Origin of the sequence: Mesorhizobium sp. LNJC394B00, assembly GCF_000502555.1 — a bacterium.
In the GTDB taxonomy this organism is placed as follows: domain Bacteria; phylum Pseudomonadota; class Alphaproteobacteria; order Rhizobiales; family Rhizobiaceae; genus Mesorhizobium.
Map to the genome: position 1 here is coordinate 1,206,609 of NZ_AYWH01000002.1, position 17,761 is coordinate 1,224,369.

The 17,761-nt window shown below is 58.9% G+C and carries 20 protein-coding genes and 1 pseudogene; 13 read left to right on the forward strand and 8 right to left on the reverse strand.

Features of this window, described 5'->3' with window-relative positions; translation table 11 throughout:
* Nucleotides 1-152: 152 nt before the first annotated feature.
* Both X751_RS1000000167475 and X751_RS153770 read left to right on the forward strand, forming a co-directional pair.
* Entirely contained in the window at nucleotides 153-317 is a 165-nt protein-coding gene (locus X751_RS1000000167475) for a hypothetical protein (protein WP_023668056.1), read from the forward strand.
* Between the two features lie 340 nt (nucleotides 318-657).
* Nucleotides 658-921, forward strand: coding sequence for a hypothetical protein (locus X751_RS153770; protein ID WP_023681159.1), 264 nt, complete (start codon nucleotides 658-660; stop codon nucleotides 919-921).
* 220 nt (nucleotides 922-1,141) lie between these two features.
* Here X751_RS153770 and X751_RS153765 read toward each other — a convergent pair whose 3' ends face one another.
* A complete protein-coding gene (locus tag X751_RS153765) occupies nucleotides 1,142-1,432 on the reverse strand; it encodes a hypothetical protein (RefSeq protein WP_031247054.1) in 291 nt (96 codons plus the stop codon).
* A gap of 2 nt (nucleotides 1,433-1,434) precedes the next feature.
* Nucleotides 1,435-2,001 carry a response regulator gene (locus X751_RS153760; protein ID WP_023668059.1) on the reverse strand — a complete coding sequence of 189 codons (567 nt, stop codon included), beginning with the start codon at nucleotides 1,999-2,001 and terminating at the stop codon, nucleotides 1,435-1,437.
* 146 nt (nucleotides 2,002-2,147) lie between these two features.
* On the opposite strand from X751_RS153760, the gene X751_RS153755 reads away from it, so the two are divergent.
* Together X751_RS153755 and X751_RS0133145 are read left to right on the forward strand one after the other, a co-directional pair.
* Nucleotides 2,148-5,261, forward strand: a complete 3,114-nt coding sequence (locus X751_RS153755) for a CheR family methyltransferase (RefSeq protein ID WP_023744496.1) — start codon at nucleotides 2,148-2,150, stop codon at nucleotides 5,259-5,261.
* Nucleotides 5,258-5,674 (forward strand): response regulator, encoded by a 417-nt coding sequence (locus tag X751_RS0133145; RefSeq protein ID WP_023700039.1) that lies wholly within the window; start codon nucleotides 5,258-5,260, stop codon nucleotides 5,672-5,674. Before X751_RS153755 ends, X751_RS0133145 begins: the two co-directional genes overlap by 4 nt.
* A gap of 181 nt (nucleotides 5,675-5,855) precedes the next feature.
* Here the strand turns inward: X751_RS0133145 and X751_RS153750 are convergent, their stop codons facing one another.
* The 4 genes and pseudogenes from X751_RS153750 to X751_RS153740 form a co-directional block, all read right to left on the reverse strand.
* Nucleotides 5,856-6,101: a hypothetical protein gene (locus X751_RS153750; RefSeq protein ID WP_023725497.1), complete on the reverse strand. Its 246-nt coding sequence runs from the start codon at nucleotides 6,099-6,101 to the stop codon at nucleotides 5,856-5,858.
* A gap of 90 nt (nucleotides 6,102-6,191) precedes the next feature.
* Nucleotides 6,192-6,594: pseudogene (locus X751_RS1000000164750) on the reverse strand (SDR family NAD(P)-dependent oxidoreductase); the annotation flags it as partial.
* A 354-nt stretch (nucleotides 6,595-6,948) separates the two neighbouring features.
* On the reverse strand, nucleotides 6,949-7,152 hold the full coding sequence (locus X751_RS1000000167480; protein ID WP_023744497.1) for a hypothetical protein: 204 nt from the start codon (nucleotides 7,150-7,152) through the stop codon (nucleotides 6,949-6,951).
* A gap of 48 nt (nucleotides 7,153-7,200) precedes the next feature.
* Nucleotides 7,201-7,986, reverse strand: coding sequence for an SDR family NAD(P)-dependent oxidoreductase (locus tag X751_RS153740; RefSeq protein ID WP_031201470.1), 786 nt, complete (start codon nucleotides 7,984-7,986; stop codon nucleotides 7,201-7,203).
* Between the two features lie 528 nt (nucleotides 7,987-8,514).
* Here X751_RS153740 and X751_RS153735 point away from each other — a divergent pair.
* The 4 genes from X751_RS153735 to X751_RS153720 are packed head-to-tail and all read left to right on the forward strand — an operon-like array spanning nucleotide 8,515 to nucleotide 10,887.
* On the forward strand, nucleotides 8,515-8,976 hold the full coding sequence (locus X751_RS153735) for a hypothetical protein (protein ID WP_245260111.1): 462 nt from the start codon (nucleotides 8,515-8,517) through the stop codon (nucleotides 8,974-8,976).
* Complete coding sequence (locus X751_RS153730) at nucleotides 8,973-10,193, forward strand: divalent metal cation transporter (protein WP_023681168.1); 1,221 nt, start codon at nucleotides 8,973-8,975, stop codon at nucleotides 10,191-10,193. The genes X751_RS153735 and X751_RS153730 overlap by 4 nt, the downstream gene beginning before the upstream one ends.
* A complete protein-coding gene (locus X751_RS153725) occupies nucleotides 10,190-10,552 on the forward strand; it encodes a hypothetical protein (protein WP_245260609.1) in 363 nt (120 codons plus the stop codon). Before X751_RS153730 ends, X751_RS153725 begins: the two co-directional genes overlap by 4 nt.
* A 2-nt stretch (nucleotides 10,553-10,554) precedes the next feature.
* Nucleotides 10,555-10,887, forward strand: coding sequence for a hypothetical protein (locus X751_RS153720; protein WP_023681169.1), 333 nt, complete (start codon nucleotides 10,555-10,557; stop codon nucleotides 10,885-10,887).
* A gap of 79 nt (nucleotides 10,888-10,966) precedes the next feature.
* Here the strand turns inward: X751_RS153720 and X751_RS0133155 are convergent, their stop codons facing one another.
* The gene (locus tag X751_RS0133155; RefSeq protein WP_023833971.1) at nucleotides 10,967-11,578 is read right to left on the reverse strand and encodes a GNAT family N-acetyltransferase; all 612 of its coding nucleotides are present in this window, start codon (nucleotides 11,576-11,578) and stop codon (nucleotides 10,967-10,969) included.
* Nucleotides 11,579-11,742: 164 nt separating this feature from the next.
* Between X751_RS0133155 and X751_RS0133160 the strand changes: the two genes are divergently transcribed.
* From X751_RS0133160 to X751_RS153695, 5 genes are all read left to right on the forward strand, one after another.
* Nucleotides 11,743-12,051, forward strand: a complete 309-nt coding sequence (locus X751_RS0133160; protein WP_031247055.1) for a hypothetical protein — start codon at nucleotides 11,743-11,745, stop codon at nucleotides 12,049-12,051.
* A 626-nt stretch (nucleotides 12,052-12,677) separates the two neighbouring features.
* Nucleotides 12,678-13,088, forward strand: a complete 411-nt coding sequence (locus X751_RS153710) for a DUF427 domain-containing protein (protein WP_023704637.1) — start codon at nucleotides 12,678-12,680, stop codon at nucleotides 13,086-13,088.
* Between the two features lie 40 nt (nucleotides 13,089-13,128).
* Nucleotides 13,129-13,548 (forward strand): HD domain-containing protein, encoded by a 420-nt coding sequence (locus X751_RS153705; protein WP_023744501.1) that lies wholly within the window; start codon nucleotides 13,129-13,131, stop codon nucleotides 13,546-13,548.
* A gap of 331 nt (nucleotides 13,549-13,879) precedes the next feature.
* Nucleotides 13,880-14,386, forward strand: coding sequence for a ferritin-like domain-containing protein (locus tag X751_RS153700; protein WP_023668075.1), 507 nt, complete (start codon nucleotides 13,880-13,882; stop codon nucleotides 14,384-14,386).
* A 128-nt stretch (nucleotides 14,387-14,514) separates the two neighbouring features.
* On the forward strand, nucleotides 14,515-15,561 hold the full coding sequence (locus tag X751_RS153695; RefSeq protein WP_023815880.1) for an ATP-dependent DNA ligase: 1,047 nt from the start codon (nucleotides 14,515-14,517) through the stop codon (nucleotides 15,559-15,561).
* A 654-nt stretch (nucleotides 15,562-16,215) separates the two neighbouring features.
* Here the strand turns inward: X751_RS153695 and X751_RS1000000168590 are convergent.
* Nucleotides 16,216-17,760 carry a Ku protein gene (locus tag X751_RS1000000168590; protein WP_348524577.1) on the reverse strand — a complete coding sequence of 515 codons (1,545 nt, stop codon included), beginning with the start codon at nucleotides 17,758-17,760 and terminating at the stop codon, nucleotides 16,216-16,218.
* Between the last annotated feature and the right edge of the window lies 1 nt (nucleotide 17,761).

Consider the following 17,761-nt stretch of genomic DNA (forward strand, 5'->3'; position numbering starts at 1 on the left):
CCTTGAAGCTGATCATGTACCTTGTCAGCCCGCATCAGAAACTTTTCGCTCGTTGCCGGAAGCGCGATAGCCCGCCTCAATCGGTGGACTATCGAAGGTTCCACGGAACACACCGCCGGTCCGGTCGTTTGGGCTCTGATAGGAGATCTGCGATGACAAGGAACCCCACGCGAAAGGACAGTGATCTCTCTGAAAAAGAGGCAATCAAGTTGGCCGAAGTCACCGACGTGTCACCCGGGCAGGCCAAAGAGCTTGCAGCCGAGCACGGCAAAGACGGCGCCAAGAAGGAAGCAAGAAATTACAAGGCGGAGGGCTGACTATGGCGGCCAGTGGATCCGCAAACGACAGAGACGCACGAGCCACCCTCTACGCACAAGGAGTAATGGAAGCCGAGCGTAAAGCGCGGGAAGAGAAAACGGCGCGATTGCGCAAAGCCCGTTTGGCGCATGAGGCGGTCAATCCGCCTGCACCCGAGCGGAAACCGGCAGTGCCGGAAACGCCAAAGCGGGTCGCCAAACCAGGCAGCCGAAAAGCTGGAGAAGATTAGCTTCAGCTTTCTTCAGCTGTGCCGGTGGCCGGCGCCGGGGAAGAGCAGACCGTGCGGTCGATCTGCACGATAAATTTGTACTTCATCGAATGACACAAAGGAGTCCAGTGATGACGGAGCATGTGTCCCGGAAGGAAGAACAGCGTGGCACCCGAAATGTACTCGGGTGGGGCGTCGTCATTGCGGCTGTGATCTTCGTCGCCCTGCTAGCCTTCTTTGTGTTCATACCCCTTTCAGGCGGATCGTGGCAGACATCGCCAGTAAAGCGCACCCCGGAACAGAACCAAGGCGGCAATGCCCCCGCCGAGACATCACCCGCGCCCGGCGTTAAAAAGAACCCGCAAGAAAATACCGAGATGCCAGGGCAGCAGTGATCGACCTTGGGCTGCGACCCAAGTCGGCTCTGATTTTCCAGGTCGTCTCATCGGCGCCATGATGGGATCAGGGCTTCTGGGGGCAGAACGGCTGAGCTATTGAGACTGGGCTTTCGCCCACATCGAGCGCTGAAAGATTACCGCAGCAGGGGTCTGGCGAACGAGGCGATGACGCCATCGTGGAGCTCGAGGCAAATCAAGATGCCTAGCTGCAGGCCGTTCAGTTGGGATTTTTCAGCTGCTTTGACAACAGCAGTTGCTGCTGCAGCTCAAGGGCGAGTTTCAACAGCCGTTCAGGTGTTTCCTCTTCCGCGATTTCGTCGAGCAGCGCTGCGAGTGCGTCGCCCTCAACAGGATCGCGAAATGAGTCAGGTTTGGTTTGCGGAGGTTTGGCCACGAGGATTTCTAGCAGGAATGCGGCCGTATTTGCAAGACGAAGCGAAGCGCTCTTGGGGAAGGGTACCGTGGCGGGGGCGGTCGACAGGGCGGCCTGCGGCAAACTATCGGACAATCTTAATTCATGATTCCAGACCTGTCGTTGCGGAGCACCTCCTCCATGAGTGTATTGAGCCATTCGCTCAAGGGAAGGTCATGCCGCGTCGACAACCGCTCCTCCAGCGCCGCCTTCAATGTCCGTTCGACGAGGCGATCGGCCGCTTGTGGGTCGCCTAACAACAGCCGGGCGGACAGCCTCAGTTTTGGAAGAGCGCGGAAAACATTGTCTTCACCAAGCGCTGTTGACTGCGCGGCGAGGATCCCGGCAACCGTCCTGAACCCGGCCGGCTTGGAGAGGTTTTGGGTGTACCGGAACCGCTCCGGTAGGGTGATCTGATCGTTTCCGGAGAAGAATACGAACGGGATGCCTCTGTCCGTCAGCTCATCGGCGAGGGGAAAAACAGTCTCACCGTTGAGGTCGATGTCCAGCACCGCCCCATCCGCTGAATCGATATATCGTCGAGCCCGGCTGACTGACGACACCGGCCCCAAAACGGTCGCCCCACAATCGCTGAAATAGGAGGCAAGTTCGCTTGCCAGCAAGAATTCGTCCTCGACGAGCAGAATTCGCATGCCTAATAACATAGCAGCCCTCCGGGCTTTAAACGGCGGTCGCGTCCATCGGTTCCGTGGCTATCGGCGGTGCGGGATGGGAATTCGACCAGGAACGGTTTACACATTGGATCGAAATCAGCGCTGCCGCGTTGCATTTCACTGAAGCAGGACAATTGATGCAAAAGCTGCCGAGGTTCCCCATAGTCGGTATTGGCGCCTCTGCGGGCGGCATTGCCGCCATGGAGGGATTTTTTCGCGGGATGCCGTCTTCGAGCGGGATGGCGTTCGTGATCGTCACGCATCTCAGCCCCGAACGGGAAAGTCTGCTGCACGAAGTGATTGCGCTTTACACCGGAATTCCGGTTCGTGTCGCTGAAGATGGAATGGGTATCCATCCTGACACCGTCTACGTGATGCCGCACAACGCGATCCTCACCATCGAAAATTCCAGCCTAAAGCTGCGCCAACCGAATTCCGTGTCCAGGGAGCGCAAGCCCATCGATATCTTTTTCAGCGCGCTGGCCGAGGATCAGGGCGAATACGCCGTCGGCGTCGTCCTGTCGGGCGGCGATTCCGACGGTACGTTGGGCATCAAGGCAATCAAGGAGAATGGCGGCCTGACGCTGGCGCAACTCTCCGACGAGTCGGGTCCGAGCAATCCCGACATGCCGCGCAGCGCGATCAGTTCCGGTCTGATCGATATCGCCATCCCAGCCGATGAGATGGGTGCGAAACTCATGGAATTTGCCCACAGCTTTGAACTGCTCGACGAGCTTGAAGCTGACGATGGCAAGGCCAGTGCTTTGAAACTCCGCAAGGGCCAGGAGGAAATCTACGCGATCCTGCGCAGCCATTCGGGACATGATTTCTCGGGCTACAAGGCCAAGACGTTCTTGCGTCGCGTCAGGCGACGCATGCAAATAACGCAGAACACCGCGATCGATGCCTATATAGAGTTGCTTCGTTCAAATGCGGAGGAAGTGCGGTCGCTGTTTCGCGACCTGCTGATCAACGTGACAAATTTCTTCCGCGACACGGACGCTTTCAAGACCCTGGAAGAAACCATCATCCCCAAACTTTTCGAAGGCAAGGACGCCAACGATACGATCCGCGTCTGGGTGCCCGGCTGCGCAACCGGCGAGGAAGTCTTCTCGATCGGAATGCTGATGCGCGAGCATATGGATACACTTTCGGCTGTGCCGCGCATCCAGATTTTCGCCACGGACATCGATGACGCGGCGCTGGGCATCGCACGTTCGGCGCGCTATCCGGAGTCATTGCTTGCGGGCGTTTCGCCTGGACGTCGCGAACGCTTCTTCAGCAATGACGGCACAAGTTTCATCTTGAGCAAGAGCGTACGTGATCTCTGCATCTTCTCGGCGCACAGCGTCATCCGCGATCCACCCTTCTCGCGCATGGACATGGTGTCGTGCCGGAACCTCCTGATCTATTTCGGCCCCGATGTGCAAAAGCAGGTTATTCCGACCTTCCACTATTCGCTGAAGCCCGGTGGCTATCTGTTCCTTGGCACCTCCGAAAGCATAAGCCAGCATGCCGACCTGTTTGCACCGGTCGACAAGAAACAACGGATCTTCAAGGCACGAGAACATTCGGCGCCGCCGCGGCTGCCGATCTTGTTGAATGCTGCGCCTGCAACCAACTTTTCCAGCGCCAATGACACACATGCCCGCCGCGGCTTGTCTTATTCCCTAAGGCAAACCGTTGAAGCGCAGGTTCTCGAACGCTTCGCTCCGGCTCACGTCGTCGTCAATGGTGATGGAGATGTCGTCTATTACTCGGTCCGAACCGGCAAATATCTCGAGCCGCCGCAAGGGGTGCCGAGCAGACAATTGCTCACAATGGCACGCAGCGGCCTGCGTCTGGAATTGCGCGGCGCTTTGCGGGAAGCCGCCGAGGGCCGGCGCACGGTTGTGCGCGAAGCGATAGCCATTGAAGAAGATGAAGATCGTGTCCAATTCGTCACATTGACGATCGAGCCCTTGACTGATCGCGGCAGCGGCGAGCCGCTGTTTCTCGTCCTGTTCGAGCCGGTGGGCCAGCCGCAGCCGCGGCTGGAGGCTCTAAAGGTTCGACAGCCGGTGGCATCTGGGATTGCTGATTTCGAACGCGAGCTCCGCGATACGCGCGAGCGCCTGCAATCGACGATCGAAGAATATGAGACCGCGTTGGAGGAGTTGAAATCCTCCAATGAGGAACTCGTCTCGGTCAACGAAGAAGCCCAGTCCTCCAATGAGGAGCTCGAGGCCTCCAAGGAAGAAATGCAGTCCCTCAATGAGGAATTGAACACCATCAATGCCGAACTGGTTTCCAAGATCGAGGATCTCGATCGTGCCAACAGCGATCTGAAGAACCTGTTCGAGAGCACACAGATCGCGACTGTTTTTCTCGATACCAAGCTGGTTATCCGCAGCTTCACGCCGGCGGCGTCTTCGTTCTTCAACTTGCTGCCGACCGACATCGGAAGACCGCTGACCGATCTTGCCAGCCGGCTCGATTATCCGCACCTGCGCGACCATATTGCCCAGGTTTTCAGGGCCGGCGAGATGATCGAGCACCAGCTGCCGCGCGATAGCAACGGCATCCACTATCTCGTGCGGCTGATCCCCTACCGCGACAGCGCGCGGAAAATCCAGGGCGTGGTGGTGACCTTTGTCGATGTGACGACCATGGCTGAAGCCGAAGCCCACCAGCGGGTATTGATCTCGGAACTCAACCATCGGGTCAAGAACATGCTGGCTGTTACGGTCAGCATTGCCAGTCAGACCCTGAAAAATGCTCCCTCTTCGGAGGCTTTCGCCGAAGCGCTCATCGGTCGCCTGCGCGCCATGGCGCGGGCCTACGGAGTGCTCTCGCGCGAAAGCTGGAAAGAGGTCTCGGTCGAGGAAATCGTGCGGCAGGAAGTCGAGCCGTTCGGGCTGGAACGCATCAACACCACAGGCGAGGACATTCGGCTCAAGCCTCAGCAGGGCCTGTCGCTTGGCATGGTGATCCATGAACTTGCCACGAATGCTGGAAAATATGGCGCCTTGTCCGTGCCAAACGGCGTGGTGTCCGTGACTTGGTCGGCGTCGGATCACGGTTTTCAGCTCGAATGGTTAGAAAGCGGCGGTCCCGCTGTCAGTCCGCCTGAGAAGACGGGATTTGGTCTTTCGTTGGTGAAAGGCGAAATTGAGTATCGGCTTGGCGGAAATTTTGAAACATCTTTCGGTTCCGATGGTTTGAGCTTGCGGATTGAGTTTCCGTTTGATCATCGGGAGAGCGAAACGTGACTGCATCTCGTATCCTTGTCGTCGAAGATGAATGGCTGGTCGCGGAGGAGCACCGCGCAATCCTGGAAGAGGCCGGCTTCGCCATCGCCGGGCCAGTGCCGTCCGTTGCTCGCGCGAAAAAGCTGATCGAGAGTGAAGTCATATCTGCTGCGGTCCTGGACATTGGTCTCGGCGGCGAGACCAGCGCTGCCCTTGTCCCTCTTCTAGCGCAACGCGGAATTCCGTTTGTTTTCGTCAGTGGGTACACGGCATCCGACATCCCGCAAGATTTGCGTCATCACAAGATGCTGTCAAAACCCGTGTGGGCTGCCGCGCTGGTCGAGGCCGTGCGAAATATGCTCGGTGTTCAACCGACAGCTTTGGCAAGACACCAGGACAGCGGAACGGTGCCAACCCAACGAGAAGCCCGATAACTGCACAAAGACACTGGTTTTTCACCAGAGATGCGACGACATTCGGGTCCAGGCCCGAGCCGGCGTCGCCGGCAAGTGCCTGCGATCCGGCCGGCACGATTGGCATGCTCGCGGTCTGGCGTACTCCAGCGCTGGGCGAAAGTTCGCCACCGCGCGACGATTGGTCAGCCGTGTGAGCTTATCAAACAACGGGCAGTTCGCCCTCGGTTTTCCTCGCGTCGAATAGGACGCCAAGGCCGTAAGTGACGGCGCCAGCGGCAATCATCTCTGCCAACGCTGCGCTCGACACCGGGCAATGCGGCATGACAGCCTTGATCGCGAGTTCGGCATTCGCGATCGACACGAAATCGTGCCGTCGCTTACGGGTCTCCAGATATTGTTCGATCAACATCTGCAGTCGCCTTCTTTCTATATCATCGCCAGCCATTGGTTCCTCCTGTAGACAGACTGAAAGCCCACCACGCCTAAGGAGCGGTGGGCCTGGCGGCCCTTTTTGAGGACCGTGGACTCGAGTGAGGCGGGCAGCGTTGCTGACCAGGATGTCGAGACCGCCGAGGGGCGTTGCTGCTTCATCGACCAGCTTTCTGCAAAAGGCCTCATTGCGGATATCGCCGGCAAGCCTTTTGACCTGCCGCTTTTATTAGGTCCACCAGTTCGTCGGCGTCTTCCTGTTCTTCGGGGAGGTAGCCGAAAGCAACGTCCGCACGCTCGCGCGCGAATGCAATCGCCGCCGCACGACCGGTTCCGGAATCGCCGCCGGTTATCAGCGCTTTGCGACCGGCAAGCCTGCCTGGTCCCTTGTAGGTCGTTTCGCCGTGATCCGGGCGCGGCACCATCTTGCTGGCCAAACCCGGCCACTTCTGTTCCTGTGGCTTGAACGGCGGCTGGGGATATTGCGTCACCGGATTCTGTTTGAGCATCGGGCTCGCAGGGCCTGCTTTAGCAGGCACTGTTCCCGTATCGGCTGACGCCGTGGAAGCATAAGCGGCGAGAATTCCTCCCGCCATGCTTCCAGCGACAAGTCTACGCGCTGCGTCTGGTACATTGTCATGCTGGTCGTGGTTCATCATGGGCTCGCTTTGACGGCAGGTGACCGTTACGGAAGTGGCACCTAACCGGCCGTCGACGCGAATGTTCCCTTGTGATTGCAGTGAGGTGTCGCTCGCCTTGCCCGTCTCGGCCGTGAGGCCGCATCACCACTTTGACACAACCTCCTGATTGTAGCGGAACGTCTTGTACAGACCGGCCCTGCTTCCAGATCGGCCGGTGGGTAATCAGAAAGAGGGATCGATTTCGCCGTTCTGGACCATCGCCAATAAAGGTTCCAGGTAGCGTTGCGTATGCGTCTGGCCCATCCGGAAAGCCGGTCCCCCATTCATCGCCGCCAAACGGGATGTGATCGACCAGGCCAACACAGACGCCGTGGGGACCGAGATGGTGCCGTCCTTGCGGCAGCGATTGATTGCGTCGCGCAGCACATGCGGTCTCTGCGAATGCCAGCCCGTTTGATGGCGCGAAATATTGGCTCAGTCGCTGGACGCCGACCCCGGCTCGGCCATCCTACGGTGCTGTTCGGCCAAGGTGCCTGCCGGCGTGACATGCGCGGCGGCGACCTGCAGCTTGTTTTTCCAACCGCTGACGACCTGTTCATCACCGGCCATCATCGCCTCGTAACCCGTCTTGGCGACATCGGCCGGATTGTCCTTTTCATCGGAGCCGACCTTGGTATCCATCATTTCAGCGCGCTCGAAGAATCGCGTCTGCGTGGGGCCAGGCATCAGCACGGTGACCGTCACGCCGCTATCTTTCAGCTCATGGCGGAGCGCGATCGAGAAGGAATCGATGAATGCCTTCGTGCCGTTGTAGACGGCCTGGAATGTTCCGGGCATGAAGCCGGCGATCGACCCGGTGAACAGGATGCGTCCGCGACCTCGCCGGGCCATCTTGGCGCCGAGTTCATGCGCCAGATAGACCGTTCCGGTGACATTGGTGTCGATGATCCGGCGGACTTTTCGCCAGTCCTGGTCGACGAAGCCGTTGCCGAGCCCGCGTCCCGCATTGAGAAACAACAGGTCGATATCGCGATCGCCGACCTGGGAGATCAACCGATCGGCGCCCTCGACGGTCGCCAGATCGGCCTCAATGGCTTCGACCGTTACATTGTGGGTCTCAAGTGCCTCTGCCGCCTGCCGGATAGCCGGCTCGTCGGCGGCGATGATCAGGTCGTAACCGTCTTTAGCGCACAGCTTTGCGAGTTCCCTTCCGATGCCACTCGAGGCGCCGGTCACCACAGCGAGTTTGGCGTCCGTCATCATATCCTCCATCTTCGTGCCATCGGAACCACGAGCGGGCACAATTGTTCCGCGGCGTTTGGGCTGGATTGATCGTGCGCTGTCATGACGGTCAGGCGACGGTCGTCATCGCGGTCGTCGCGCGCATTCATGGATGGGCCGTTGCGACAAAAACCGTTCTACGCCATGAGAACTCGCGATGGCCTACCTTCAAAAAAGGCCCCCCGAACGCATGGATTGAGTACTCAGAACGGATCAGTTGAAGTTGGAACAAGTGGCCCAGTTGGAAGTTCGAACCGTGCAGCGTTGTTGCCCTCCCATGTTGATGCTGCGCGATCGGGTCATCCCCTCAGCCCGATCTGCCCGCGCTTCTCCGCGCCAAAGAGAAGCGCGGGCCCCCCCACTTTCACGGCTGTCCGGGATGGAGCGTTTTGTTACGTGGGACTAGCCGACCTCACAGGCTCGTCGTCGGTTTCGTTGACGAGCTCTCCGAGGGCTCTAGATCATTGATGCCGGACGCAGTTGGTTCGGGCCGGGGAGGAAATCCGCGTGGTGCATACAACGCGCGCTGTACCCCATAACGACCGTCATTTTCCGGTTGGCTGCCTGTGCTTGCTGCTGATTCTAGCCGGGTTGGCCGGATGCTCGTCTTCCAATCAGGTGGCGCAGCAATCACGAAGCGCGGCCTCCGCGGCACAGACCGTATCGATGGTGCTGGATGCCTGGGGGGAGGGAGCGGCACCGTCCGCCTATGCCACGGCCGCACTGCACTCGGTCGGAAAAACGCTGGCCGATGTCGAGGCGGAAATTCGATCGGCCGAGACCGCTGAACCAGCCGGGCGAGCAGGACTGACGGCAGCAGTCAACAGTTTGTCGGTTGCGGTGGCGCATGCCGAGGCGGGATTGCGGGTGAACAATCGCACTGAGGTGAAAAGCGCACAACAGGATCTTCGGGCGGCCATGCGCTCGCTCGCCGCCGCTTACACCAGCGCTTTCGGACCAAAGCCGTGAAGAAGCTTCTGGAAATATCGCTTGGCGTCGTCACCAGTGTCGGAGGTTTCCTCGAAGTCGGGTCGATGGCTACGGCGGCGCAGGCGGGTGCCGCCTTCGGATTCCAGCTAATCTGGGCCATAGTTCTCGGCACCATATGCATCATCTTTTTGGTTGAAATGGCCGGTCGGTTCGCCGCGATGAGCCATCACACGATCTCAGAGGGCATTCGTGAAAGATTTGGGTTCAACGTCTTCCTATGGCCGTTGCTCGTCGTCCTTCTCGTCAATTTCATGGTGCTGTCCGCTGAGATCGGCGGTGTGGCCATCGCACTCGAACTTGCCACCGGCATAGGCTTCCAGTGGTGGGCACTGCCGGTGGCGTTGCTGGCATGGCTGCTGCTGTGGAAAGGCACGTTTGGCTTTATCGAGAAAGGCGTTTCGGTCCTCGGCCTCGTGACGCTGTGCTTCGTGGTTGGTGCGGTGTTGTTAAAGCCCGACTGGACAGCGGTCGCTGGCAGCGCCGTGCCTTCGCTGCCGGCTCACGATGCCATCAATTACTGGTTCATGGCGGCCAGCATTCTCGGCGCGTCGATATCGCCTTATCTTTTCATGTTCTATTCCTCGGGAGCTATCGAGGACAAATGGGATGAAAGCCACCTGGGAGCCAATCGTGCCATCGCCGGGCTGGGCATGACCTTCGGTGGGACCATTTCGATCGGCGTGTTGATCGTCGCTGCTCTCGTTCTCGCGACGCGCGGCATCGACCAGGTGGACGACTATCACCAACTGCCGTTGATGCTGATCCCTATATTCGGCTTCTGGGGGTTCGTTCTATTCGTTGCCTCGCTCGCCATTGCCTGTTTCGGCGCCGCACTCGAAGTAGGGTTGCAACAGGCATATCTGGTGGCACAGGGCTTTGGCTGGACCTGGGGCGAGGATCGCAAGCCGCGCGATGATCCGGGCTTCAGTGCCGTCTATACGGCATCATTGTTTTTGGCCGCCATTCCGATCATGCTTGGCCTCGACCCACTGAGGCTGACCATCTTTTCCATGGCGGTAACGGCGGCGAGCCTTCCGCTGACGGTAGTTCCATTTCTCTTCCTGCTGAATGACGAACGCTATGTCGGCGAACATCGCAACGGCATCATTTCGAATGCCGCCGTTGTCTTCATTATCGCGCTTGCCTTCGTGCTCGCCGTGGTGACGATTCCGCTGCAGATATTCGGAGGCACATGATGGAATTGATGCGTGATCTCCTGGACAAGCAGGTGTTCGACCGCCGGCGGGTCAAGATCGGCAAGGTCGACGGAGTGGTGGCCGAGTTGCGGCGGGGCAAACCACCAAGGATTGTCGCGATAGAACTCGGCTCCATCACTTTGGCGCGCCGCCTTGGCGCGCGGCCCGGGGAATGGATGGCGCAACTGGCGACGAGGGTGGGTGGCAAACGCCACGCCGTGCCACACAGGATTGCGTGGAAAAAGGTGCAGGACAACGGGCTCGACATCGAATGTGACATCGAGGTGGGCGAGACGTCGATTTTCGCCTGGCAGGACTGGTTGCGCGATCATGTCATCGGGCGCATCCCAGGAGCGTGATGATGAGGACAGTCAACCTCGAACATCTTGCCGGGCGACGCGTGCTCTCGCAGCGCGGAAAGAGCATCGGTCACATCGAAGAGATTCTCGCCGAACAGCGTGGCGACGAGCTCGTCGTTACTGAATTCCACGTTGGCATCTACGCCGCGTTCGAGCGTCTGTCGGCCTCGACCATCGGCATCGCGATGCTCGACCTGTTTCGGCTGCGCCGCCGCGACGGCCTGTACCGCATTCCCTGGGATAAACTCGATATCTCCGATCCGGCGCGACCGCGGCTGCTATGCCCGATGACCGAGCTTCCCGGATGGAAAGGGCAAAAGGACCTTCGGGAGTAGATGGCTACGGCTGGGAGGGCTAAGGCGCCGGCGTTTTGCCGGCGAACAGCCGTTCGTGCAGATGGCGCCTCCGCAAAGATTACTGCAGGTTCTTGCGAAGGAAGATGCGGGCGTGTCCTGGAATAACGAATTCGACCTTGCCGAATTCCTCAAACCCATGATGCCGGTAAAATTGAGGCGCCTGGAAACTGCTCGTCTCGACGACGGCTCTCTTGCATCCACGCCTAATGGCTTCCTCCTCAATCGCCATAAGAAGCTGTGATCCATAGGATCGGCCACGCAATTTTTCAGGCAAGAAGAACATGTCGAGAAACAGGAGCCCCAGTTCCGTTCTGCCCCAAATTCCACCCCAGAACTTTTCCGAGGGGTCGGTAAGCTCCGCGCCGATCACTGCCCGGTCATCGATTCCGGTTTGTTCGATGTTGTGTCGATAGAGCGCAGCGGCCGCCTGCGTTCGTGCATCCCCGTTGTGAGCCAGAGCGATTGTAAATCCTTCGGATCGAGCCGGCATGCGTTCTGCTCCTGCGTCGGAATGGTCTTGAGATTCAACCATCAGATTAACATCAAGGCGGCCGGTTCGCTCGCAGCTCTGATCGCCGCTTCTGTTGTAACCCGTCTTGCCCACATTCCGCATCGCGATCGCGTCGGATGCATGCAGCCGCGCCCAACATATCGCTTTGGTGTTGAACAAAGCCCATCCTGCCTTGTCAGGTCTCATCACAATTCGTGCGCCGGCAAGAGTATCCACCTCGACGAAGGCTGCTGCGGATCACAATCCATTACGCCGGGAACAATGAGAAAAACCTGTCGTTGGGAAAGCGATCGCAATTCGGCGATTCAAACACGGAGACTCCAATGTTGAAGAAAATTCTAGCCGCGTCGGTGCTAACTATTGCCTTGGCCGGTTCCGCCCTGGCGCAGACAAATGGAACGGGTGCTGGCGGCACGGCTGGCACGGGTAATGGAACTGGTACTGGAACTGTTGGCAGCGGCGGCGCCGCTGGCAATGGCACTGGCAGCGGAAATGCGGCCGTGCCAACCGATCCGAATTCCACAAACTCGAACGGCATGACCGACCGTTGCAAGGACGCCGCAGGCAATGACATCGATAACAACACTGCAAGTGGCGCAACGACCTCGACCGTGCAAAATTGCAACAAGTAGCCAATGGACCTAGCGGCTTCGGCCGCCCGAAGGCCCGCCATCAAGACAATGGCGGGCCTCCGAGTACGTACCTCGCATGGGTGGATACATAGGAGCACATGTGTCCAAAGAGACCCGGCGGGCCAAACTCGATCGCCTAGCAGCCTCGATTCCGAAGCACGAATTCGAATTCCTAATGAAGATTGCAAAGCTAAGCCGTCATGACCTACTTGGCCTGATCGCTAAACACGATGGCGGCAGGGACAAGGTCTATAGGGACCTTGCGGCCCACTTGGCAGCAACTGAGGCCGCCCCGGAGCCCGTACATGAGGCGGCAGCTGACGACGGCCAAACAGCTGGAGCATCTCCAGCCACGAACTCGCCCGCCGGCAAGTAGCGGCGAAGATCATTTCGGTGCCAGCCCTGACGCTCCACGGAAGCGACGACCGTGTCGTCCTTCCAAAGTCTTCGAATGGGTTGGACGAGCATTTCACCGCGCCTTACCAACGAGAACTGCTGGATACGGAAACCGGTAGGCGCTTTAAGTCCGGCCCGCCATTCAGCTTCATCGGACATGCCGGAACCTGAAGCGCCGCCGCGCATTTCGTCTCCAGGCATCTTGCGGTCATCGCCAGGGAGAAATTCAGATGCAAACTTCAGGCGCAACTTCACAGCAAAACCTTGGCCGATTGGCCATAGAACCGTTTTCCGGCACGGTGACGGTGCGGTTTTCCGACGCCATCGTCGCAGCTACGGAGCGGGCGAAGGTCCTGCGTGAAGACGGGCACGAGCCCGTTTTCTATATCCCCTTCGAGGACATCTATTTCGATCTTTTCGAAAAGACCGACACCACCACCCGGTGCCCGCTTAAAGGCACCGCAAGCTACTGGCGTGTCCACGCCGTCGGCAGTTCTTCCGACGATTTCATGTGGGCCTACGAAACGCCCGATGCGGCCGCTCTGGCTATTGCAGGTCACGGCGCTTTCGATCCGGAAAAGGCCCGTATCGATGTCGACCCTGCCGAGGACAAGCGACACACGCCACATATCGTCGAATAGGTTTCATCAGGCAGAGACAATCACGGTAAGGACAGGCGCGATGAGCATTTTCTACCAGGCGGCAAAGATTGCGGAGGAGGTTCACGCGTCGCAGCGCGATAAGACCGGGCGGCCCTATATCGAGCATTGCCGCCGTGTCGTCGACGCTGTCGAGACAATCGATCAGAAGACTGTTGCCTACCTTCATGACGTTCTGGAGAAAGGCGAAGGCTGGACCCGCGCCAAGCTCGAAGAAGCAGGCTTCGGACCGACAATTGCCGCGGCGGTCGATGCCATGTCGCGCAGTCCGGATGAGGAGTATTTCGCCTTTGTCCGGCGGGCTGCGTCGAACCCAGTGGCGCTCCCCGTAAAACGCGCCGATCTGGAGGACAACATCTGGCAGTCGAGGCAGGTCGGAGCGTCGGCGGCCAAATATGAAGAGGGCCTTCGCATACTTGACCAAGAGTTCTCCCGACAATAGTGCGCGCCCGGCGCTGGCATTGCATCTGCCGAAGCAGCCATCGCCTGCGAGAGCTTGCGGCGCACAGCACGTTTCGGCTCTCCTGGCCGTCAGTTTTTCCGCGCCGGCGTGCGCCTGAGGGTCCTCGTCTGGACCATGGAACGTGTGATCGGGTCAAAGCTCCTCCGGAGATGGATCGCAGCGTCCCGAAAAGGAGTAACGGCCGGCTCGGAATCAGGAACTCCTCCGGCACCGGTGCGTTGACCAGCAAGCCGGGACGAGTTCCCGGCCTCCGCGGGTGGCGGGCAAGCCGCCGCCGAACCCGAACTTCTGCACAATGAAAGGTAAGGCCATGGGCTTCTTTTCGAAGGACATCAAGACACTCGACGATCTCTTCGTGCACACGCTGCGCGACATCTATTACGCCGAAAAGCAGATCGAGAAAGCGCTGCCGAAGATGATCGGCAAGGCAACCGATCCGCAATTGAAGGCCGGATTCGAAAAACACCTCGAGCAGACCAAAGGCCATATCGAGCGCGTCGAACAGGTGTTCGAATTGCATGGCGTCAAGGCCAAGGAGGTCAACTGCCCGGCGATAGACGGCATTCTGGAGGAAGCCGACGATGTGAGCGGCGACGTCGACGACAAGGAGGTTCTAGACGCGGCGCTGATAGCGTCGGCGCAGGCGGTCGAACACTATGAGATGACCAGATATGGCACGCTCATCGCCTGGGCCAAGCAGCTTGGCCGCAGTGACTGCGCCAACGTATTGGCCAAGAACCTGAAAGAAGAGCAGGCGACCGATCGCAAGCTCACCGAAATGGCGGAAAGCAAGATCAACATGCAGGCTGCCGAGTAGACCGTCCCAGGTCATGATGAGATTGGTTGAAATCTCATCATGACCTAACCCTGTTGGAGCATGATTTTTTCCAAAGCCGGCACCAGTGCTGCGTTGAGTCGATCTCCATCGTTGTCCACGGAACTTTCATGACGGGCGAATCTGCCATCTCTCGCGATCTGCCGACGAGTGTAAAATCGTCTTTCGGCGTGGCGTTGAGCACGGCGCCGATGGAAGCAAAGGCTGCCGACACGTTGCCGGCCGATGCTGGCCGATGGCAATACGAACCCAAATGGGACGGGTTCCGCTGCCTGGCCTTTAAATCCGGCGCGGCCGTGGAGTTGCGTGCAAAATCCGGCAAGCCGTTAGGGCGGTATTTCCCGGAAGTCGTCGCGATGTTGCATGAACTGAAAACAAAAGAGTTCGTGGTCGATGGTGAGATCGTCATCGAAATTGCAGGCTCTCTTTCTTTCGACGCCTTGCAGATGCGGCTGCATCCGGCGGAAAGCAGGATCCGGAAACTGTCGGTCGCGACGCCGGCAAAGCTGATCCTCTTTGACATGTTGGCGACCTCCGAGGGCGCCTTGATGCAGCAGCCGCTCTCGGTTCGGCGCGCTGCACTCGAACTGTTCGTAAAGTCGGCCGCGCGAAAGGATCTCGAACTGTCTCGGGCGACGCGTGATTTGGCGGCGGCAGGCAGATGGCTTGGCCAATCCGGACAAGGTTCGACCGACGGGGTCGTTGCCAAGCTTCTCGATGACGAATATCGACCCGGCGAGCGCGCCATGGTCAAAGTCAAGCGCCTGCGCACGGCCGATTGTGTCGTCGGAGGGTTCCGCTACCTGGCGAATTCGCGTGAAGTCGGCTCCCTGTTGCTTGGCCTGTACAATGACCAGGGGCAACTCGACCATGTCGGGTTCACTTCGACGATCGCCCGGGAGGACAGGGCCAAGCTTACGCGACAACTTGAAGCTTTGCGATCGGCTCCTGGCTTCACGGGAAAAGCGCCGGGCGGTCCCAGTCGGTGGAGCACGGAAAGAAGCGGACAATGGGAGCCATTGCGGCCCGAACTGGTGGCGGAGGTGCGGTTCGATCATGTCACCGGCGATCGTTTCCGTCATGGCACCAAATTTCTGCGATGGCGTCCTGACAAAAGCCCGAAGCAATGCACGTTCGAACAGATACTTGGAAAATGAGGCTTGGCGAGGCGTCGACAGGTCCACACCATCGAGACCAAATCCGTCAAGCATTCGGCGCAGCCAAATCCAGTCGCATTTCACTGGCGATCTTGAACCCGGCGGCGAGATAAACGCCTTTGCAGGAGGATGCCGGACCAAACTCGTTGTTCAGTCTGTCACCACGCCTCGCTTTGGCGGATCACGGTTCTCGTCCGGATTAGGAACTGGCACTTCGTCGGGAAGAAGATCCGGCTCAGGCTCGCGTATGTCCGGCGTCCACGTCGGCGCATCCACTGGCGGCTCTTCGGTTGGCTCTGGTTTGGGGGGCACATCTATTCTCCGGGTTTCGCTTGGGCGTGGGGTTCGGCCCGCCACAGGTCGCGCGTCGCCGCGTCTGGAGGCGAAAGGGTCTTTTCACACCCCATGTATTTTTACCGATGGCCAGCGGTCCTGGGGCTTGTCGGCGCCCGATCAGAGTCCTGCGTTCCGGCTCCTTTGAGCGCAATGTTGGCATCCGCTGCCTCTGGCCCTTTGAGGACTGCCCTGTCGACGTTCTTGATCTCGGCCATAAGGCATCGTCCTTGGTGGCCAACGGGCAACCGCGAGAATTGTTCCGAGCTATTAAGGGCGGCTGGAGCTGCTGTGCGGACCTTCTGGCTGGGCAGTTATCAACTATGCTGTCTTGCGTTTCGGTGAGGCTCTCTTTGTGGATCTCGCCAGCCCTTCCTGTTTGAGGCTCTTCTTCAGCACCTCAGCGAGGTTGATGACATTCTCCTGTGGCCTTGGTGCGGGCTTCGGCAGCTTCTTGCCTTTGCGCTTTGCATCGATCATGGCGATCAGCGCGTCTTCATAGGTGTCTTCAAATTTCGAGGGATCGAAGGTCGTCACTTTTTTGTCAATAAGCATGCCGGCGATTTCGAGCAGATCGGGGTCGTATTTCTGCTTGGCCAATCCATCGAACACAGTGCTTTCCGAAACCATTTCGTTGTGGTTGCGAAGCTCGGTCATCACCATGCCCTTGCCATAGGGCTGAATCAGCACTTCGCGGCCGCGCTGGTAGAGCACCACGCAGGATCGAGCGGCCACGCCCTTGTTCTTCATGGCATCGCGGATCACTCCGTATGCTTCGATTGCGGCGCCGTCGGCCGGGATCAGATAGTAGGGCTTCTCGAGATAGCGCGTATCGATATCGTCAATCGATACGAATTCGCCGACTTCGAGCGTGTGCTTCGACGTCAGCTTCAACGCCTTTATGTCGTCAGGTTCGATCTGGAGAAATTCGTCTTTTTCGATCTCGAAACCCTTCACCTGATCCGCTGCATCCACCAGCTTTCCGGTCTCCTCGTCGGCGTAGACGCTCCTGACCGGCAGACCGTCCTTGCGGTTCAAAATCTTGAAATGGATCTTGGATGCTTCGCTGGTTGCGCCGACAATCTTCACGCCGCAAGTAACCGAACCAACCTTCAAGAAGCCCTTCCAGGCAGCACGTGGCGCGGCCATTTTGCGCTTATCCCGTTTCCAGCTAGGGCAACGCGTTTCCGTTCGAATTGTTCCTGCGGCGGGGGCTCGGTGCACGTCAATGTCCGGCGGGGAAGTCCTGTCGGTCTCGACAGCCGGGCCGGCGCCTGCATCCGCAGGAACCGAAAGCGCACCATGAACATTGTCAGACACAGGCAGGAGAGTGTCATGCAAGTCGTTCGGACCGAAGTGGTGAATGCCAGGGCGCCAGACGGGCAGTCGGTTCGCCGGGTGATATTTTGCGGCGAGGGCGGCGACTGCGTTACGGTGGACATGGCAAACGTCGGGATACAAGCTGAAGATGACGTGCTTGCCCGCGCAAAGGCAATCCTGGTCCAGACAGCGACCTTTGATCTCGCAGCCAATGAATATGACGCGAGCAGCAACGGCAATTTCGACCAGGTCGAGATAACCTCTGCAAGCGACGGCGCCGGCGACGTATATGTCTTTGAGTATCGCGATGGCGAAACCAGCCGACGCATACCGCCGTCGAGGATGGCGAGCCTTGAGGCGGCCCGGTCCGAAGCTATCCGCTGCGCAATCGATCTTCTCGCCGATCTGCAGCCTGGCACGGACGCTCTGTCCGGCTGGCTTGTGAGGGTATCCAACGAAAACGGTGAATTGCTTTACACTGTTGATGTGGCTGAGGCCGATGCAGCGCGGCAGGCAGGCCAGTAACCCAAACCCGACGGAATCCACC

Coding starts and splice junctions, on each gene's coding strand:
- X751_RS153725 (WP_245260609.1), top strand. CDS start 10,190: ATGATGGAATTGATGCGTGATCTCCTGGACAAGCAGGTGTTCGACCGC.
- X751_RS0133160 (WP_031247055.1), top strand. CDS start 11,743: ATGTTGAAGAAAATTCTAGCCGCGTCGGTGCTAACTATTGCCTTGGCC.
- X751_RS153755 (WP_023744496.1), top strand. CDS start 2,148: ATGCAAAAGCTGCCGAGGTTCCCCATAGTCGGTATTGGCGCCTCTGCG.
- X751_RS153705 (WP_023744501.1), top strand. CDS start 13,129: ATGAGCATTTTCTACCAGGCGGCAAAGATTGCGGAGGAGGTTCACGCG.
- X751_RS153760 (WP_023668059.1), bottom strand. CDS start 2,001: ATGTTATTAGGCATGCGAATTCTGCTCGTCGAGGACGAATTCTTGCTG.
- X751_RS153750 (WP_023725497.1), bottom strand. CDS start 6,101: ATGGCTGGCGATGATATAGAAAGAAGGCGACTGCAGATGTTGATCGAA.
- X751_RS153700 (WP_023668075.1), top strand. CDS start 13,880: ATGGGCTTCTTTTCGAAGGACATCAAGACACTCGACGATCTCTTCGTG.
- X751_RS153720 (WP_023681169.1), top strand. CDS start 10,555: ATGAGGACAGTCAACCTCGAACATCTTGCCGGGCGACGCGTGCTCTCG.
- X751_RS153710 (WP_023704637.1), top strand. CDS start 12,678: ATGCAAACTTCAGGCGCAACTTCACAGCAAAACCTTGGCCGATTGGCC.
- X751_RS153740 (WP_031201470.1), bottom strand. CDS start 7,986: ATGACGGACGCCAAACTCGCTGTGGTGACCGGCGCCTCGAGTGGCATC.
- X751_RS1000000167475 (WP_023668056.1), top strand. CDS start 153: ATGACAAGGAACCCCACGCGAAAGGACAGTGATCTCTCTGAAAAAGAG.
- X751_RS153695 (WP_023815880.1), top strand. CDS start 14,515: ATGACGGGCGAATCTGCCATCTCTCGCGATCTGCCGACGAGTGTAAAA.
- X751_RS153770 (WP_023681159.1), top strand. CDS start 658: ATGACGGAGCATGTGTCCCGGAAGGAAGAACAGCGTGGCACCCGAAAT.